This is a genomic window from Thiomonas sp. SCN 64-16 (assembly GCF_001725585.1).
GTDB classification, from domain to species: Bacteria; Pseudomonadota; Gammaproteobacteria; order Burkholderiales; family Burkholderiaceae_C; genus Thiomonas; species Thiomonas arsenitoxydans.
This window is the reverse complement of record NZ_MEGQ01000057.1, coordinates 1-15,108: the sequence shown is the minus strand read 5'-3', so window position 1 is coordinate 15,108 and position 15,108 is coordinate 1. Positions and strand designations below refer to the sequence as shown.

Here is a 15,108-nt window from a genome sequence, read left to right as displayed (position 1 = left end):
GTCTGGGCGGCGCACTGCCACGTTGCAGTCCGCTTGTGGTGCCACACACCACGGCGCGGCCTGCGCCTCGCATTGCCTCCGCCCAGACCCCCGGCGCGGGGGCATCAATAGCGTTAACAGGCCCTAGGGAACGCCCGGTCACTCCGGTCGTCATAAGATGAATCCATCCTTGCCACAGCGAGCACTCTCATGGCGACCAAACCTCTGAAAATCGGCATTTCGGCACGCATCGACCATCCCCAGCCCGGACAGGCCGGGCTGCGCAGCAAAACGCTGCAGTATCTGGAGCAGTCGGTCGCGCACTGGGCCATGTCGCGCGATGTGCTGGTGTTCATGGTGCCCACGGTGGCGACGGGCGGCGGCATTGTGCGCAGCAATATCCGACTGAGCGACTACGCCGACGCGCTCGACGGCCTGATTCTCCAGGGCGGCTCGGATATGAGCCCGCACAGCTACGGCGAGGAACCGCTCAAGCCCGAGTGGGCGGGCGACCCGGTGCGCGATGGCTATGAGATGGAGCTGCTGCATGAGTTCATCGAAGTGCGCAAGCCCGTGCTCGGCATCTGCCGCGGCGCGCAACTCATCAATGTCGCCATGGGCGGCACGCTCTACCAAGATCTGCCCACGCAACTCACCCACAGCCACACCCAGCACCTCAGCGACGCCTACGACCGCCATTTCCACCCGGTGCGTTTCACCGAAGGCGGCCTGCTGGCCCGCCTCTACCCCGAAGTCGATCCGGGCACACTCAACATCGTGTCGGTGCATCACCAGGCGGTACGCTCGCTCGGTCGCGACCTGGTGGTGGACGCCATCAGCCCCGAAGACGGCCTGCCCGAAGCCATACGCGGCACCGGCCGCAACTTTCTGCTGGGCCTGCAGTGGCACCCGGAATTCCATCACCCGTCCAACCCCGAACTGCTCGACTGCACCCCCATTCTCGACGAGTTCCTGCGCAACGTGCGCAAGCGCCGCTGGTAATGCGCAGCGCCTGACAAGCCTGAAAGACATCCACCATGCAGACGCATACCCTCGCCCGGCTCTGGGTGACTGCCCAGTTCGGGCTGCTCGCCCTGATGTTCGGCTGGCCCTCGCCGCATTGGCGCCTGAGCTGGCCCGCGCTCGCGCTGCTTGCAGCCGGCGCGGTGCTGGTGCTCTGGGTGTTCTGGCACAACCGGCCGGGCAATTTCAACATCGTGCCCGAACCACGCCAGGGCGCGCATCTGGTGACCACCGGGCCTTACCGCTGGATGCGCCACCCCATGTATGTCGCGCTGATTCTGTTCATGGCCGGCGTCGCCGCAGCGGCGCACAGCCCGGTGCAGTGGGCGCTGTGGATCGCGCTGGGCGTGGTGCTGAATTTCAAGGCGGCGATGGAAGAGCGGCTGCTCTCATGCGTCTGGCCCGACTACGCCGGTTATGCGCGCGTCACCCGCCGCTTCATTCCTGGCCTCTGGTAAGGCCGCAGCCAGCAGAAACGGAAACGCCAGCCCGCCGCATACCGCCTGCAGCAACATCGCGCCCAGCGCGCTCCAGCCCGGCAGAAAGCTCCAGCTCGGGCTGAACGCCACCGCCGCCAACGGCAGCAACAGCGCGGCCACACAAAGTTGATAGAAGCGCCAGCGCATCAGGTCTTGTCGCTGCATCTGGGCGCAGCGCACCTGATGAAGCCCGAGCACAAAAGCCAGCGCGGCGGCCAGGGTCAACAGCCCCACCCCGCCTTGCCCCGTCGCCCAGGCCCAGACGGCGAGCAGCGCCACACCTGCCGCGAAGCCCAGCCGCGATCGCCTGCGCCCTTGCGCCGCAGCCCGCATCAGCACCGCCATCAGCCCGAACAAGAACGCCACGCGCCACAGCGCGGCACGGTCTACGGCGAGATACAGGCAGGCCCATTGCACGGTAAACAGCGCGCCGCCCCAGAGCGCGGGCAGCAGCGACGCGCCCTGCGCGAACAGCGCAATGCCGCGCCAGCGCGTCCACAGCCAGAGCAGCAACATGGCCCAAGCCACCGCAATGGCCGCCTGAAACAAGGCCGCCACCTGTCCGGCCGCGTGCTGCACGCTACCGTACTGCAGCAACCAGCACAGCAAGGCGGCACTCAGCATCCCCAAAGATCGGGGCGTGAACGCAATAGGGGCAGAAACAAACGACATGCGTCCATTGTGACTGAACCTAGGAGCTGGGCTCCCAGCCGACAAACGGCTTGTGAGACACGTCAAACCACACCTCACGCAACTCTGCTGCAATGAAGCCACTTTGCTGATCTGCCCCACGCCATGAACTGGAACTCTCTCGCGCAATTCATCCATCTGCTCGCCGTGGTCATCTGGATCGGCGGCATTCTTTTCATGGATGGCTTTCTGGCGCCCGCGCTCAAACGCGCCATCGCGCAGGCCGAGCCGCGTGCTCGGCTGCTTTATGGACTGTTCCGTAATTTTTTCGCCGTGATCTGGGGCGCGGGCGCGTCGCTGGTCATCACCGGCTACGGCATGGTGTTTTTGCGCGGCGGGTTTGGCGTGCTCAGCTCAGCGCAATGGGTGATGGTGGTGCTGGGCAGCCTCATGGTGCTGCTCGCGCTGTATATCTTTTTCGTGCCCTTCCTGCGCATGCGCAGCGCCGTTGTGCGCAGCGACTGGGGCGCGGCCTGCGCGCAGGCCGCGCAGATTCGCACGCTGTCTGCGATCAACATCGTGCTTGCCGTGCCCACCATTCTGTCGGGCGTCTGGGCGATTTTCGGCGCACCGTTCTGACGCGGTGCGCAGCGGGCCCTGAATCAGCGTTCAGCTCTTTTTCGCCTCGCGCTCGGCAGCCAGGGTGGCGGCCACGCCGGGACGCGCTTCCATGCGCGCCTTGTAGCGCACCAAGGCGGGCCAGGGCGACAGATCCACGCCGACAAAACCGGCCCAGGTCAGGATGGTGTAGAGGTAGGCATCGGCCACGCTGAAGCCGCTGGGCAGCAGGTAGTCGTGTTGCTCCAAGGTCTGGGCGATCAGGGCGAAGCGCTCGGCCAGCTTGGCCTTCTGCGCGGCGATCAGGTCGGCGCTGCTGGCCGGGTTGAACAGCGGGCTGAACTGCTTGTGCAGCTCGGTCGAGATGAAGTTCAGCCACTCCTGCAACTGATAGCGCGCCAGCGTGCCGTTGGCCGGGGCGAGATGCATTTCGGGTTTGCGATCGGCCAGGTATTGCACGATGGCCGGGCCTTCGGTGAGGATGGTGCCATCGTCGAGTTGCAGGGTGGGCACATAGCCCTTGGGGTTGATGGTGCGGAAGTCGCGCCCATCGCTGGTCTGCTTGGTCTTGAGATCGACCTTGACCACGTCATGCGGCAGGCCGAGCTCGTGCAGAACGATGTGCGGTGAGAGCGAGCAGGCGCCGGGGCTGTAGAAAAGCTTCATATCAGAGTCTCCAGGAAGTGTCGCCGCAGTCTTCTTGCCTTGGCGACGGGGAGTCATCGTAAGTCGGGGCGCGGTTTTCTGCAGGCGCTGCCCAACTCACGCCGGGGCCGTGGTGCGGGCCTGTTTCGCCAGTTCGACCAGGGCCGCGCGGGCGGCCTCGGCGTCGAGCACGGGCTCGGGGAAGTTGACGCGCAGCACATGGCCGTCGGCGCGTACGTCGAAGCCATCGCAGTCGATGCCGACCATCGCCGCGTCCAGCACCTCCACGCCATGCACATGGCGGCAGTATTCGCGCAGGTTGTGCGCATGGTCGGCGTTCATGTGCGCGAGGATGCCCTCTTCGGCGGCGGCCAGCGCGGGCGCGGCAGGCGGGGCGTAGCGCTCGGGGCGAATCCAGTGGATCTTGCCGAAGCCGCCGATGAAGCGCACGTCTTCCACCCGCAAACGATAGAAGTGAAAGTCGTGCATGGCGAAATAGCTCTCGGCCTGCGGCAGATAGCGTAGGTAGCGCGCGCCGAAGCCCGCCTTGTCGGGTAGGCGTTCAGCGCGGCCGACCAAGGTGACACGGCCAGCGGCCTGCATGTCTTCGGCGCAGGGATGCACGATGAGGCTCACCCGAGGATCGGCGTCGATGTTTTTGGTGTGTTCGGCCAGGGTGGAAATGAGAATGACGGGGTGACCCTCGTGGTCGAGCATATAGGGCGAGACCGAGCCGAAGGGAAAACCGTCCAGCCGCTTCGACAGCGTGGACAGCACGCCATTTTGATGATTGCGAACAAACAGCCGGGCCTCCTGGCCCAGAGCAAGCGCGTGTTCGGTGTCAGCCATGTTGCCGTTCCTCCATGTTGATGCGATTGCAGCAGCCTAGCCTTAACCTCGGCTGAATGCGCTCTGAAACGGTCTTTATGACCGTTTGTGGCCGTTCGCGACCGTTTCACCCGCCCGGGTTTTGCACATCGCGGGCTTCGATGATGTCGCGCAGCCAGTAGATCAGCACCACGCCCGGCACGGCTGCGACGACGGTGAAAAGATAGAAGTTTGGCCAGCCCAGCGCATCGACCAGATAGCCCGTAGCCGGGCCGACATACACCCGCCCCACCGCCGACAGCGCCGACAACAGCGCAAACTGCGTGGCGGAAAAGCGCACGTCGCACAGCGCCGACAGCAAAGCGACAAACGCCGCCGTGCCCATGCCGCCGGTGAAGTTTTCCACGCCGATCGCCATACCCATGAGCGCCAGACTTTGCGGCGAAATCGCCAGCACCCAGTAGGCCAGATTAGAGGCGCCCTGCAACACGCCGAACAGCAACAGCGCCCGCCACAGCCCCAGCCGCGCCTGCAAGGCCCCGCCCAGCAGCGCGCCGACGATGGTGGCGACCAGCCCCATGCTCTTGTTCATCAGGCCCACATCCGCCGGGCTGAAACCCACGCCGCGAATCAGAAAGGTGGTGGACAAGGCCCCGGCGAAGGCGTCGCCCAGCTTGTAGAACACGATGGCCAGCAGCAAGACCCAAGCCCCCTTGCGGCTGAAAAATTCTTGCCAAGGCTCGACCACCGCTTCGCGCAGGGTGCGCGGCGGTTTGGCATGCAGCGGCGGGCGCGGCGCCCACAAGGTGACGAGGGTGAGCACGAGCATCAGCCCGGCCATGAGGGCGTAGATGCCGCGCCAGCCGGTCACATCGGTGGCGAGCCACAGCGCCAGACCGCCCGAGACGATCATCGCCAGCCGGTAGCCCAGCACCAGCACGGCGGCCCCGGCGCTGCGCTCGGCGGCGGGCAGCACATCGGTGCGATAGGCGTCGATCACGATGTCTTGCGAGGCCGAGAAAAACGCCACGCCCACAGCCAGCAGCAGCAGCGGCACGGCACGCGCGCTGGCGGCGTCCACGCCGAGCCGCTCGGCGGCATGCACCAGCCCCGGCCAGGCCGCTGCCTGATCGGGGCCGGGCACGCCGACAAAGGCCATCAGACCGAGCATGGCCGCGAGCAGCAGTTGCGCCAGCAGCAGCCAACCACGCCGCCGCCCCAGCCAACACCCCCAGAACGGCACGGCAAAACGATCCATCGCCGGCGACCAAAGGAACTTGAACACATAGGCCTGCCCGACCAGGGTGGCAAAGCCGATGGCCTTCAGGCTCAGCCCTTCGACCGTGAGCCAGGCCTGCAACGTGCCCGCCGTCAGCGCCAGCGGCAGCCCTGAAGAAAACCCGAGCAGCAAGACCGCGGCGATGCGGCGGTTACCGAAAACCGCCCAGGCCGAAACGGCGGGCGGCGTGTCGTTCATGGAATCTGCGGGGGCGGACATCGAGGGATGAAAGCATTAGGCCAGGGCGCAGGATACCCAAGCCCGACGTTCAACCTGCTCCCATCTCTCCCGGCAGGGGCCAACCCAACAACTCGGCCAGTCGATTGACCACCCACTGCGCCTCCGCAGAGTTCACGCCGGAGTCGGGCGTGCACAGCCCGCGCCACACCCGCGACAGCACATCATCGTCGGTGACGTGCAGGCTGGACTTGATTTCCGCGGCGTGCTCGGTCAGCATCGAGGCGAGGTCTTCGCAGAACTCGTAGCGCGCGGTGATGACCTCGCGCGGCGCGCTGGGGCGGCTGCGGTGCGGCTCCAGGTAGAGCGCGATGAACGAGGGCGGAACGACGAGCTGCGAGTCGTTCAGGCTGAAACCGCCCCCAGACTCGCTGCGCTCGTTTCCCCCCGAGGGGAGGTCAGTTCCTTCGGAACGGCCGTGCGGAACTGACATCACTCGAACCCGACGACCGGATGCGGCTGATACGGCGCCTCCAACGCCGCCCGCTCCTCGGCGCTGAGCGAGACCGACAGGGCGGCCACGGCATCGAGCAGATGCTGCGGCTTGGACGCGCCGATGATGGGCGCGGTCACGCCCGGCGTGTCCAGCAGCCAGGCCAGTGCCAGTTGCGCGCGCGGCACGCCCCGTTGCGCGGCCAGCTTGCCCAATGCCTCGACGATGTCGCGGTCGTTGTCCTGTGTGCGCGCGAACAGTTTGGCGCCGAACGCGTCGCTGGCGATGCGCGGCGTGTGTTCCCCCCAGGGCCGCGCCAAGCGACCGCGCGCCAGGGGGCTCCATGGCAGAACCGCCACGCCTTGATCGCGGCACAGCGGCAGCATCTCGCGCTCTTCCTCGCGGTAGAGCAGGCTGAGTTCGGGCTGCATGCTGACAAAGCGCGTCCAGCCATGTTGCTGCGCGATCTGCTGGGCTTTGGCGAACTGCCAGGCGAACATGCTCGACGCGCCGATATAGCGCGCCTTGCCCGCCTTGACCACGTCGTGCAGCGCTTCCATGGTTTCCTCGATGGGGGTGTGCGGATCCCAGCGGTGGATCTGGTAGAGATCGACATAGTCCATGCGCAGTCGTTTCAGGCTGGCATCGATCTCGAACAGAATCGCCTTGCGCGACAGGCCGCCGATATTGGGTGCCTGCCTCGACGGAAAGCGCACCTTGGTCGCCACCACGATCTCCTCGCGACGGGTGAACTCGGGCAGCACGCGGCCGAGAATCTCCTCGGAGGTGCCGTCGGAATAGGAATTGGCCGTATCGAAAAAATTGATGCCCAGTTCCACCGCCTGCCGAATCAACGGACGGCTGGCGGCTTCATCGAGCGTCCAGGGATGATTGCCGCGCTCGGGCACACCATAAGTCATGCAGCCCAGACAAATGCGCGAGACTTCAAGGCCGGTATGGCCCAGTCGGGTGGTTTTCATAGGGGATTCTTTCAAGGTGTGCGGGCTTTCACGTCCATAGCCACTCGGTATTTTGCGGCGCCTGCAAAACCCCCGCACAACGCGCGCAGCAAGGGGCCGTCCGCGGCCAGCGGGTGGCGCTCGGAGTCAGCTCGATTATTTGGGCCAATTACTTGGGCTGAGTTGTGTTGCGGTTTGGAGGTGCATAACAGCCCGCCCGAGTTGACCGCGCTGTCGAACAGCTTGGTTATCAAGGATTTCGACGTGCAAGCGGCGGCTTTTTTCGGAAACCTTTTTTTGGAAAACTCTCCCGGCAGTTTCCAGCCAGAAAAAACAGCTTCGATGAGATCCTCCCCAGTACCAACATCCTCGACACGGGTTGTGCCCACTACAGGGCCGCACAAAGGCGGGGCGAAGACATCCAGCGGGATGGTTGCGGCCGGCTGCGTGTCGGGTGCGCCCGTGGGCGACAATGACGACATCAGCGCCCTGGCGGGGTTGGCTGCGGTGGAGTGCGATCCGGCGTGCTGAATCCGCCGATCCACTTGATTCGTCCCTGACCTGCCCCCCTGCAGTCGCGCTGATCCTATTCTTCCAGCCCTCATTCCCGCCATCGCCATGTCCAGACTCCATGTGGAAAGCCACCGCACCCAGCACATCGGCTGGCTGCGCGCCGCAGTGCTCGGCGCCAATGACGGCATCGTTTCCACCGCCAGCCTGATCGTCGGCGTCGCCGCATCCAGTGCGACCCATGGCGGGGTGATCGTGGCGGGCGTGGCCGCGCTGGTCGCAGGGGCGATGTCGATGGCAGCAGGGGAATATGTCTCGGTGAGTTCTCAGTCCGACACCGAGCAGGCCGACATCGCGCGCGAGCGCCAGGAACTGGCCAGCGACGGCGCGCGCGAACACGCGGAACTGGCGAACATCTACGTTGAGCGCGGCCTGGACCCCGACCTCGCACAAAAAGTGGCGGCACAACTCATGGCCAAGGATGCATTGGCTGCGCACACGCGTGATGAACTCGGCATTTCCGAAGTCGCCAGTGCCAATCCCTTGCAGGCGGCGTTCACCTCGGCGCTGTCATTCACCGTGGGGGCGGCGTTGCCCCTGCTAACCGCAGTGGTCACGCCAGGCCCGCATCTCTCGTGGTTTGTGAGTGCAACGTCGCTCGTGTTTCTTGCCGTCCTCGGCGGCCTTGCCGCCTACACGGGCGGCGCAAGCGTCATGCGCGGCGTCGCGCGCGTGACCTTCTGGGGCGCCCTGGCGATGGCGATCACCGCGGGTGTGGGCATGGTCTTCGGCGCTTCCTGACGCCTTGCGTGCCGACTTCTGCGCACGCTGCCGGTTCGGCGCCAAACGATCTGGCGTCCTCCGACCTGAGGTATGAACTCAGACGCTCTGTTAGGCGAGGGCTGGTGGGCGGTTTGGAGCGTCTTTGCCCCCGCGCTTCGCGCCCAAGCTCAAGGCTATGGGTTTGTCGCGCAGGGCCAGATCCATCCCTGACCCGCCGTACCATCATCCCGTGTCCCAATGAACAATCCGGGTTGGAATCATCCCATGACAGTTGGCGTCAACGGGCATGCACACCAACTGGCGCTGGCCCGGCGGTTGATCTGACCCAACGATGAAGTTTTAGTATGAGCGCTTGCTCGTCCTGCCCTCGACCATGACCGTCCCCCAAGCCGCCCCCTGCATGCTGCAAGCCTGGCAGTTCGCCGAGGCCGAGCTGCGCGGTTTTCTGCGCCACCAACTGCACGATGCCGACGCGGCGGATGACCTGCTGCACGAGGTGTTTCTCAAGGCCATGCGGCAAGGCGGCCGGTTCTGCCAGATCGACAACGCCCGCGCCTGGCTGTTCCAGGTGGCGCGCAATGCGCTGGTCGATCTGCAACGCGCCACGCGCCCGTCTGATCCGCTGCCCGACGATCTGCCCGCCATTGTTGATGATCCGGCCCCCGTCGAGGCACTGGCCGACTGTCTTCCGCTCACGCTGGCGAGCCTGTCGGCCGACGATCGCGACGCCATCGAGCAGTGCGAGCTCGGGGGGCTGTCTCAGGTTGAATACGCCGAGCTGCGCGGGTTGAAGTTGCCCACGGCCAAGTCACGCATCCAGCGCGCCCGCACCCGGCTGCGCGCCGCGCTGGTGGCGCATTGCGGCGTACGTTTCGATGCACAGACCGGCGCGGTGTGCTGTCACGTCCCGCGCGACTGCAGCGTCAAGCCGCAAGATTGACTTCGGCGGGCGAGCCTCGCTGTGAGTCGCATCTCCGGATAAACCCGTAGAAATCGCCAAATCGCGCCATCGGCCTGCATCCTTTTCGGCGCTCGTGCGTCTTCAAGGCGAGTTCCCCATTTTCAGGACCCGTCGCCATGAACACTCAAGTTCAATCCACCCCTGCCGCCGCACCCAAGCTCGCCCCCGCCTGGCGGGCCTGGGTTGTGCCCATGCTGTGCGTCGTGGGCTGGTTTGTGCTCTACAGCCAGTTAGAGCCCGCCACCGACGCCTTCATGCGCTGGCTGTCGGCCGCCACCGGCCTGGCCGCTGCCAGCCACCTCTACGGCGCGGTGAGCTTTTTCGCCTTTGAAGTGCCCAAGGTGCTGATGCTGCTGGCGCTCATCGTCTTTTTGGTGGGCGTCATTCAGACCTTTTTCACCCCGGAGAAGACCCGCGCCATCCTTGCGGGCAAACGTCAGGGCGTGGGCAATGTGCTGGCGGCGACTCTCGGCATCGTCACGCCGTTTTGCTCATGCTCGGCGGTGCCGCTGTTCATCGGTTTTCTCACCGCCGGTGTGCCGCTGGGCGTGACCTTCTCGTTTCTGGTCTCGGCGCCCATGGTCAACGAGGTGGCGCTGGCGCTGCTGTTTGGCATGTTCGGCTGGAAGATCGCTGCCATCTACCTCGGCCTGGGGCTCACTGTGGCCGTCGTCGCCGGGCTGGTGATCGGCCGCATGAACCCGGTGAACCTGGTCGAGCCCTGGGTGTTCGACATTCCCGCCGTGAGCAACGAAGAGGGCCCGCTGGGCTGGGACGCGCGCTTCGCCCAGGGCTGGAAGCATGTGCGCGAGATCGTGCTCAAGGTCGCGCCCTACATCATCGCCGGCGTGGGCGTGGGCGCGTGGATCCACGGCTACGTGCCGCAGGACTTCATGGCGCATCTGATGGGCAAGGGCAACTGGTGGTCGGTGCCGCTGGCGGTGCTGATCGGCGTGCCGATGTATTCCAACGCGGCGGGCATCATCCCCGTGGTGCAGGCGCTGCTGGGCAAGGGCGCGGCGCTGGGCACGACGCTGGCTTTCATGATGGCGGTCACCGCACTGTCTTTCCCCGAATTCATGATTCTCAAGAAGGTGATGAAACCCAAGCTGATCGCGCTGTTCGCCGGTGTGGTGGCGGTGGGCATCATCGCCGTGGGGTATGTGTTCAACGCGGTGATGTGACGCGATCTTTCACATCGATTTCTCACTATTCTTCATTGGGAGACTCATATGACAGTCAATCGCATGGTCAGCATCATGGCCGGGTTCATGGTGCTGCTCAGCCTGGTGCTGGCGCAAATCACAGGCCAGATCGATCTGTTCCACCCCACTTGGCTATGGCTGACGGCATTCGTCGGACTCAATCTGTTCCAGATGGGCTTTACCGGCTTCTGCCCGGCTGCCAAGGTGTTCAAGGCGATGGGCCTGAAGGAAGCCACCAACGCCTGCGGCACCTCCAGTTCGGGCAAAGGTTGCTGCTGATTTTGTGTTTGTTTTTTGCGGAGTTCACACCATGATCAACATCAAAATCCTCGGCACGGGTTGTGCCAGTTGCAAGTCCACGCAAAGGCTCGTTGAAGAGGTGATTGCCGCCAAGGGCGTGCAGGCACAGGTGGAAAAAGTCGAAGACATCCCTTCGATCATGCAATACGGGGTGATGCGCACCCCCGGCGTGGTGATCGACGGCAAGGTGGTGCACAGCGGCGGCATTCCCAGCCGCGCGATGGTCGAGAGCTGGATCAGCGCCTGAGCCTTTTTCAACCTTTCTCTTTTCACAGACCCACAATCCCATGAACAAGACCCTCATTGCTTTGACTCTTGCGGCAGCCAGCACGCTTGCCGCCAACGCCCAGGCCGAATCGGCCACCTGGTCGCAGAAGGTCCTCACGCCGGAAACTGCGCTCAAGGCCGCCGAAGCCGCCAAGGCCGAATGCGTCAAGCGCGGCTGGCAGGTGGCGGTGGCCGTGACCGACCCGTCGGGGCTGCCGTTGGTGATGCTGCGCGACCGCTTCGCCGGCTGGCACACCGTGGCAGCGGCGGAAGGCAAGGCGCGCACGGCGGCGAGCTGGCGCGAATCCACCAGCTCGGTGGCGGAGCGGGTCAATAAACCCGGCTCTGCCGAGCAAGCCATCAAGAACCTGCCCGGCGTGGTGATGATCGGCGGCGGCATGCCGATCGATGCGGCCGGACAGATGGTCGGCGCCATCGGGGTATCGGGCGCGCCGGGCGGCGCCAACGATGACCTCTGCGCCAAAGCCGGGCTGAGTGCCATCGAGGGCGATCTGGCGTTTTGAGCCGTTTTTGACTCTTTTTAACTGACTCAGCGCGCCGCCAGTGGCGGCTCTGCATTTCCTTGAGGTTCGGCGATGTCCATCGACCTGCTGCAAGACCTACCCAACCTCGATACCGCGCTGCTGCCCTCAAACAGCGCGCGGGCGTTTGAGGCCATCGGGCAGAGCACCCACCCGCCGCGTATCGGGCTGCTGTACGGCTCGGTACGCGAGCGCTCCTACAGCCGCCTTGCCCTGCTTGAGGCGCAGCGCATCCTGCACCATCTGGGCGTGCAGACGCGGCTGTTTCATCCGCACGGCCTGCCGCTGCCCGACGACGCATCGCCCGATCACCCCAAGGTGCAAGAGTTGCGCGAACTGGTGCAGTGGTCAGAAGGGATGGTGTGGTCGTCGCCCGAGCGGCACGGGGCGATGACGGGCATCATGAAGGCGCAGATCGACTGGATTCCGCTGTCCATCGGGGCGGTGCGCCCGACCCAGGGGAAAACGCTTGCAGTGATGCAGGTCTGCGGCGGATCGCAGTCTTTCAACGCGGTCAATCAGATGCGCATACTCGGCCGCTGGATGCGCATGATCACCATCCCCAATCAGTCCTCGGTCGCCAAGGCGTACCAGGAGTTCGACGAGGCCGGGCGCATGAAGCCTTCGGCGTATTACGACCGCATCGTCGATGTCATGGAGGAACTGGTGAAATTCACCCTACTCACCCGCGACATCTCCGACTTCCTGGTCAACCGTTACAGCGAGCGCAAGGAAAATGCCGCCGCCCTGAGCGCCCGAGTCGACCAGGGCCGGATTTGATCGGCGCCAAAATCGCCAGACACAATTTGCGACACCTTGCCCAGCATCTTTTTGGCTGCCGGAGCGTCAACTTGTATGAGGCGCCGATCAACGGTGCCTCGATCCACCCACCCCCAATACAGGAGCTCCGCAAATGACCACCCCGACCCAACCCTCCGCCCAAGAACTGCTGGCCAAAATGCGCGCCGGTATGGGCCGTGTTCCTGCCGCGATCGAAAAATCCACCGTGGTCGATGACGGCCTGATTCAGGAGCACATGCGCTCGCGCATGTACGCCATGCCGCCGGAAGGCGCGCTGGATGAGCAAACCCGCACGCTCATCTACCTGGCTGCGGCGCTTGCCGGTTCCAGCCCGGCCTGCGTGCGCGCCATGGCCGACAAAGTGGTGCAGCAGGGCATTCCCAAAGCCAAGGTACTGGAAACCGTGCACATCGCCCGCTTTGCCATGGCCACCAAGATCATCGGCGATGCCGAGCCGGTGTTCGACGCGCTGGTTGGCGCGCAGAAGTAATCCGCTTCCAGGAGATCCATCATGAACACCCTTTCAAGTCCCACGGCCCCCATGCACGGCAATACGCTTGCGCATCCCTGGTCTGCCGATGCCCTGCGCGGGCTCGACGGCACTGTCACCCTGTACGCCGAGCTGCGTGTGACCGGCGCGCAGCACAGCGCCCTGCTCGCCGCCATCGATGCCCTGGGCGCGGCGCTGCGCGGCAAGCCGGGCTTCGTGCAGCTCGCGCTCAAGCAGATGAGCGGCGACTCCACCATGGTGAAGAACTATCCCGAGACCTACAAAGGCGTGTTGGCGACGGCCTATCTCGACGGCGCCGAAGCGGGCGTGCAGCCCTACTTTTATAGCCTGTTCATCCGCTTCGCCGACGCGGCCAGCGCCAGCGCAGCCGATCTCGAAGCCGACTTCGCCGCGCGTCTGCAACCCCTGCTGCATGCCGGTGCCGCGCCGCAGTCGCCGGAAATGGCGGCCTACCGCGCGGTGTATCAGACCGTGGGTGCAGGCGACCGCAATGGCATCTACACCACGGCGCAGCAGATCGAAGCCTTTTTGCGCGCTCCGCTGGACCACCCCGAGCGCGACACCGTCACCGTGGAAAACCACGTGACGATCAACGACACCGACCGTGCAAACTGGGAGCCCAAGGTCATGGCCCTGCTCGAAGTGGCGCAAAACACCTTCGAGCCGCAGAGCGACCCGGCGGGTGCGGGCCAGCCCGGCACGCGCGACAACCGTCTCTATCGCAAGGCGCTGTCCACCGAGATCCTGCGCAACGCGCAGGCCGATGGCGGCCTGCGCGCGTACATCATGCACGGGCTATGGGAGTCGGTGTGGGATCACGAAAACTCGCACCTCGACGCCCGTTTCATTGCGGCCGCCGGGCCGGTGGGCGCCGCGGCCGTGGTCGGCCCGGTGGAGCCTTTCTACCTCACCCGTCGTCTCGTGCTGGCTGGCTGAATGGCTGCGCCCACCGCCGTCGCCGATTCCGCCCCGAGCGCCTGGGAGCGCCTGGGGCGCCCCATGCTGGCGGAGTTTCTTGGCACCGCCATCTTGCTCATCGCCGTGGTCAGCTCGGGCACCATGGCGGCGCAACTCTCGCCTTCCAACACCGGCGTAGCGCTGCTGGCCAACGCCATTGCCACAGCCTGCACGCTATATGTACTGATCTCGGTCTTCGGCCCGCGCTCGGGCGCACATTTCAACCCGGTGGTGACCAGCGTGTTCTGGCTGAAGCGCGACATCAGCGGATCGCTTGCACTGGGCTACATCCTGGCGCAACTGCTGGGCGCCGTGGCGGGGGTGTGGCTGGCCAATGCCATGTTCGGTCTGCCCGTGCTGCAGGTCTCGACCCATCTGCGCGATGGTGGCGGCCAGTGGTTGGGCGAAGTCATCGCCACATTCGGCCTCATCCTCACCATCCTCGGCGGGAAACGCCAGATCCCCGGACAAGTGCCGGTGCTGGTAGCCGCGTGGATTGCCGGGGCCTACTGGTTCACCTCGTCCACCAGCTTTGCCAACCCCGCAGTGACCTTGGCCCGCACCCTCACCGACACCTTTGCCGGCATCGCCCCGGCCAGCGCGCCCGGCTTCATCGCCGCGCAGATCGTCGGCGCGCTGCTGGCCTTGCTCATCCTGCCGCGCCTGTTCTACGGCACCTGGCTAGGCCTGGACAAACCGCCGCGCGAACCCTGATCGCAGCAAACACCGACTTCACCGAACTCTGGAAAAACCACCATGACTTCCTCTCCCGCATTCCCTGCCGCCCATGAGTTCCACATGAGCCTGCGTGTGGCCGATCTGGCGCGCAGCACGGCGTTCTACACCGCGTTTTTCGGCCTGCCGCCCAAAGACCACACCGCGCGCTACAGCACCTTCATCGTGCCGCATCTGCATCTCAACCTGGTGCTGCTGGTCAATGATCGCGGCGAGGCACTCGACACCTACAGCCTCTACCACCTCGGACTGGGCGTGGCGGGCAAGGCCGAAGTCATCGCCGCCTACCATGCCGCCGTGGCTGCGGGCGCCGAGATCGTCAAGCCGCCGCGCACCACCTGGCGCGGCACGCCGCTGCACGAACTGTGGCTGCGCGACCCCAGCGGCTATCTGCTGGAGGTCTATGCCCGGCTTACCGATGCTGAA

At 65.1% G+C, this 15,108-nt stretch carries 21 protein-coding genes; 14 read left to right on the top strand and 7 right to left on the bottom strand.

The features are described from left to right. The first annotated feature begins 189 nt into the window (after positions 1-189). Together ABT24_RS13525 and ABT24_RS13520 are read left to right on the top strand one after the other, a co-directional pair. Entirely contained in the window at positions 190-981 is a 792-nt protein-coding gene (locus tag ABT24_RS13525) for a gamma-glutamyl-gamma-aminobutyrate hydrolase family protein (protein WP_013107359.1), read from the top strand. Positions 982-1,016: 35 nt separating this feature from the next. Continuing rightward, a complete protein-coding gene (locus ABT24_RS13520) occupies positions 1,017-1,460 on the top strand; it encodes a methyltransferase family protein (RefSeq protein ID WP_276730902.1) in 444 nt (147 codons plus the stop codon). On the opposite strand, the gene ABT24_RS13515 is transcribed toward ABT24_RS13520, so the two are convergent. Continuing rightward, complete coding sequence (locus ABT24_RS13515) at positions 1,392-2,105, bottom strand: hypothetical protein (protein ID WP_286738037.1); 714 nt, start codon at positions 2,103-2,105, stop codon at positions 1,392-1,394. The genes ABT24_RS13520 and ABT24_RS13515 overlap by 69 nt on opposite strands. A gap of 171 nt (positions 2,106-2,276) precedes the next feature. Here ABT24_RS13515 and ABT24_RS13510 point away from each other — a divergent pair, with 171 nt between their 5' ends. Further along, the gene (locus ABT24_RS13510) at positions 2,277-2,750 is read left to right on the top strand and encodes a hypothetical protein (RefSeq protein WP_276730907.1); all 474 of its coding nucleotides are present in this window, start codon (positions 2,277-2,279) and stop codon (positions 2,748-2,750) included. A gap of 30 nt (positions 2,751-2,780) precedes the next feature. On the opposite strand, the gene gstA is transcribed toward ABT24_RS13510, so the two are convergent. The 6 genes from gstA to ABT24_RS13480 all read right to left on the bottom strand — a co-directional run bounded on the left by gstA (position 2,781) and on the right by ABT24_RS13480 (position 7,592). After that, entirely contained in the window at positions 2,781-3,395 is a 615-nt protein-coding gene (gene gstA, locus ABT24_RS13505) for a glutathione transferase GstA (protein WP_276730909.1), read from the bottom strand. Positions 3,396-3,491: 96 nt separating this feature from the next. Further along, positions 3,492-4,223, bottom strand: a complete 732-nt coding sequence (locus ABT24_RS13500) for a HugZ family pyridoxamine 5'-phosphate oxidase (RefSeq protein WP_276730912.1) — start codon at positions 4,221-4,223, stop codon at positions 3,492-3,494. A gap of 106 nt (positions 4,224-4,329) precedes the next feature. After that, positions 4,330-5,679, bottom strand: coding sequence for an AmpG family muropeptide MFS transporter (locus ABT24_RS13495; RefSeq protein WP_276730914.1), 1,350 nt, complete (start codon positions 5,677-5,679; stop codon positions 4,330-4,332). 70 nt (positions 5,680-5,749) lie between these two features. Next, on the bottom strand, positions 5,750-6,151 hold the full coding sequence (locus tag ABT24_RS13490) for an ATPase with chaperone activity (RefSeq protein ID WP_276730917.1): 402 nt from the start codon (positions 6,149-6,151) through the stop codon (positions 5,750-5,752). Further along, a complete protein-coding gene (locus ABT24_RS13485) occupies positions 6,151-7,131 on the bottom strand; it encodes an aldo/keto reductase (RefSeq protein ID WP_276730922.1) in 981 nt (326 codons plus the stop codon). Before ABT24_RS13485 ends, ABT24_RS13490 begins: the two co-directional genes overlap by 1 nt. An 11-nt stretch (positions 7,132-7,142) precedes the next feature. After that, on the bottom strand, positions 7,143-7,592 hold the full coding sequence (locus ABT24_RS13480) for a hypothetical protein (protein ID WP_276707542.1): 450 nt from the start codon (positions 7,590-7,592) through the stop codon (positions 7,143-7,145). 136 nt (positions 7,593-7,728) lie between these two features. Between ABT24_RS13480 and ABT24_RS13475 the strand changes: the two genes are divergently transcribed. The 11 genes from ABT24_RS13475 to ABT24_RS13425 all read left to right on the top strand — a co-directional run. After that, complete coding sequence (locus ABT24_RS13475; protein WP_013107369.1) at positions 7,729-8,421, top strand: VIT1/CCC1 transporter family protein; 693 nt, start codon at positions 7,729-7,731, stop codon at positions 8,419-8,421. Positions 8,422-8,776: 355 nt separating this feature from the next. Then, complete coding sequence (locus ABT24_RS13470; RefSeq protein ID WP_286738031.1) at positions 8,777-9,343, top strand: sigma-70 family RNA polymerase sigma factor; 567 nt, start codon at positions 8,777-8,779, stop codon at positions 9,341-9,343. 137 nt (positions 9,344-9,480) lie between these two features. Further along, complete coding sequence (locus ABT24_RS13465; protein WP_276730932.1) at positions 9,481-10,548, top strand: permease; 1,068 nt, start codon at positions 9,481-9,483, stop codon at positions 10,546-10,548. Between the two features lie 48 nt (positions 10,549-10,596). Continuing rightward, the gene (locus ABT24_RS13460; RefSeq protein WP_013124446.1) at positions 10,597-10,848 is read left to right on the top strand and encodes a YgaP family membrane protein; all 252 of its coding nucleotides are present in this window, start codon (positions 10,597-10,599) and stop codon (positions 10,846-10,848) included. Between the two features lie 31 nt (positions 10,849-10,879). Next, entirely contained in the window at positions 10,880-11,116 is a 237-nt protein-coding gene (locus ABT24_RS13455) for a thioredoxin family protein (protein ID WP_276730937.1), read from the top strand. Between the two features lie 40 nt (positions 11,117-11,156). After that, positions 11,157-11,660 (top strand): GlcG/HbpS family heme-binding protein, encoded by a 504-nt coding sequence (locus tag ABT24_RS13450; RefSeq protein WP_276730940.1) that lies wholly within the window; start codon positions 11,157-11,159, stop codon positions 11,658-11,660. A 72-nt stretch (positions 11,661-11,732) separates the two neighbouring features. Next, the gene (arsH, locus tag ABT24_RS13445) at positions 11,733-12,458 is read left to right on the top strand and encodes an arsenical resistance protein ArsH (RefSeq protein WP_276730943.1); all 726 of its coding nucleotides are present in this window, start codon (positions 11,733-11,735) and stop codon (positions 12,456-12,458) included. Between the two features lie 133 nt (positions 12,459-12,591). Next, positions 12,592-12,969 carry a carboxymuconolactone decarboxylase family protein gene (locus tag ABT24_RS13440; protein ID WP_156053722.1) on the top strand — a complete coding sequence of 126 codons (378 nt, stop codon included), beginning with the start codon at positions 12,592-12,594 and terminating at the stop codon, positions 12,967-12,969. A 21-nt stretch (positions 12,970-12,990) separates the two neighbouring features. Continuing rightward, entirely contained in the window at positions 12,991-13,926 is a 936-nt protein-coding gene (locus ABT24_RS13435; protein ID WP_276730947.1) for a hypothetical protein, read from the top strand. Further along, the gene (locus ABT24_RS13430) at positions 13,927-14,661 is read left to right on the top strand and encodes an aquaporin (protein ID WP_276730950.1); all 735 of its coding nucleotides are present in this window, start codon (positions 13,927-13,929) and stop codon (positions 14,659-14,661) included. Between the two features lie 42 nt (positions 14,662-14,703). Next, positions 14,704-15,108: VOC family protein (locus ABT24_RS13425; RefSeq protein ID WP_286738028.1), on the top strand; the 405-nt coding region annotated here is incomplete at its 3' end.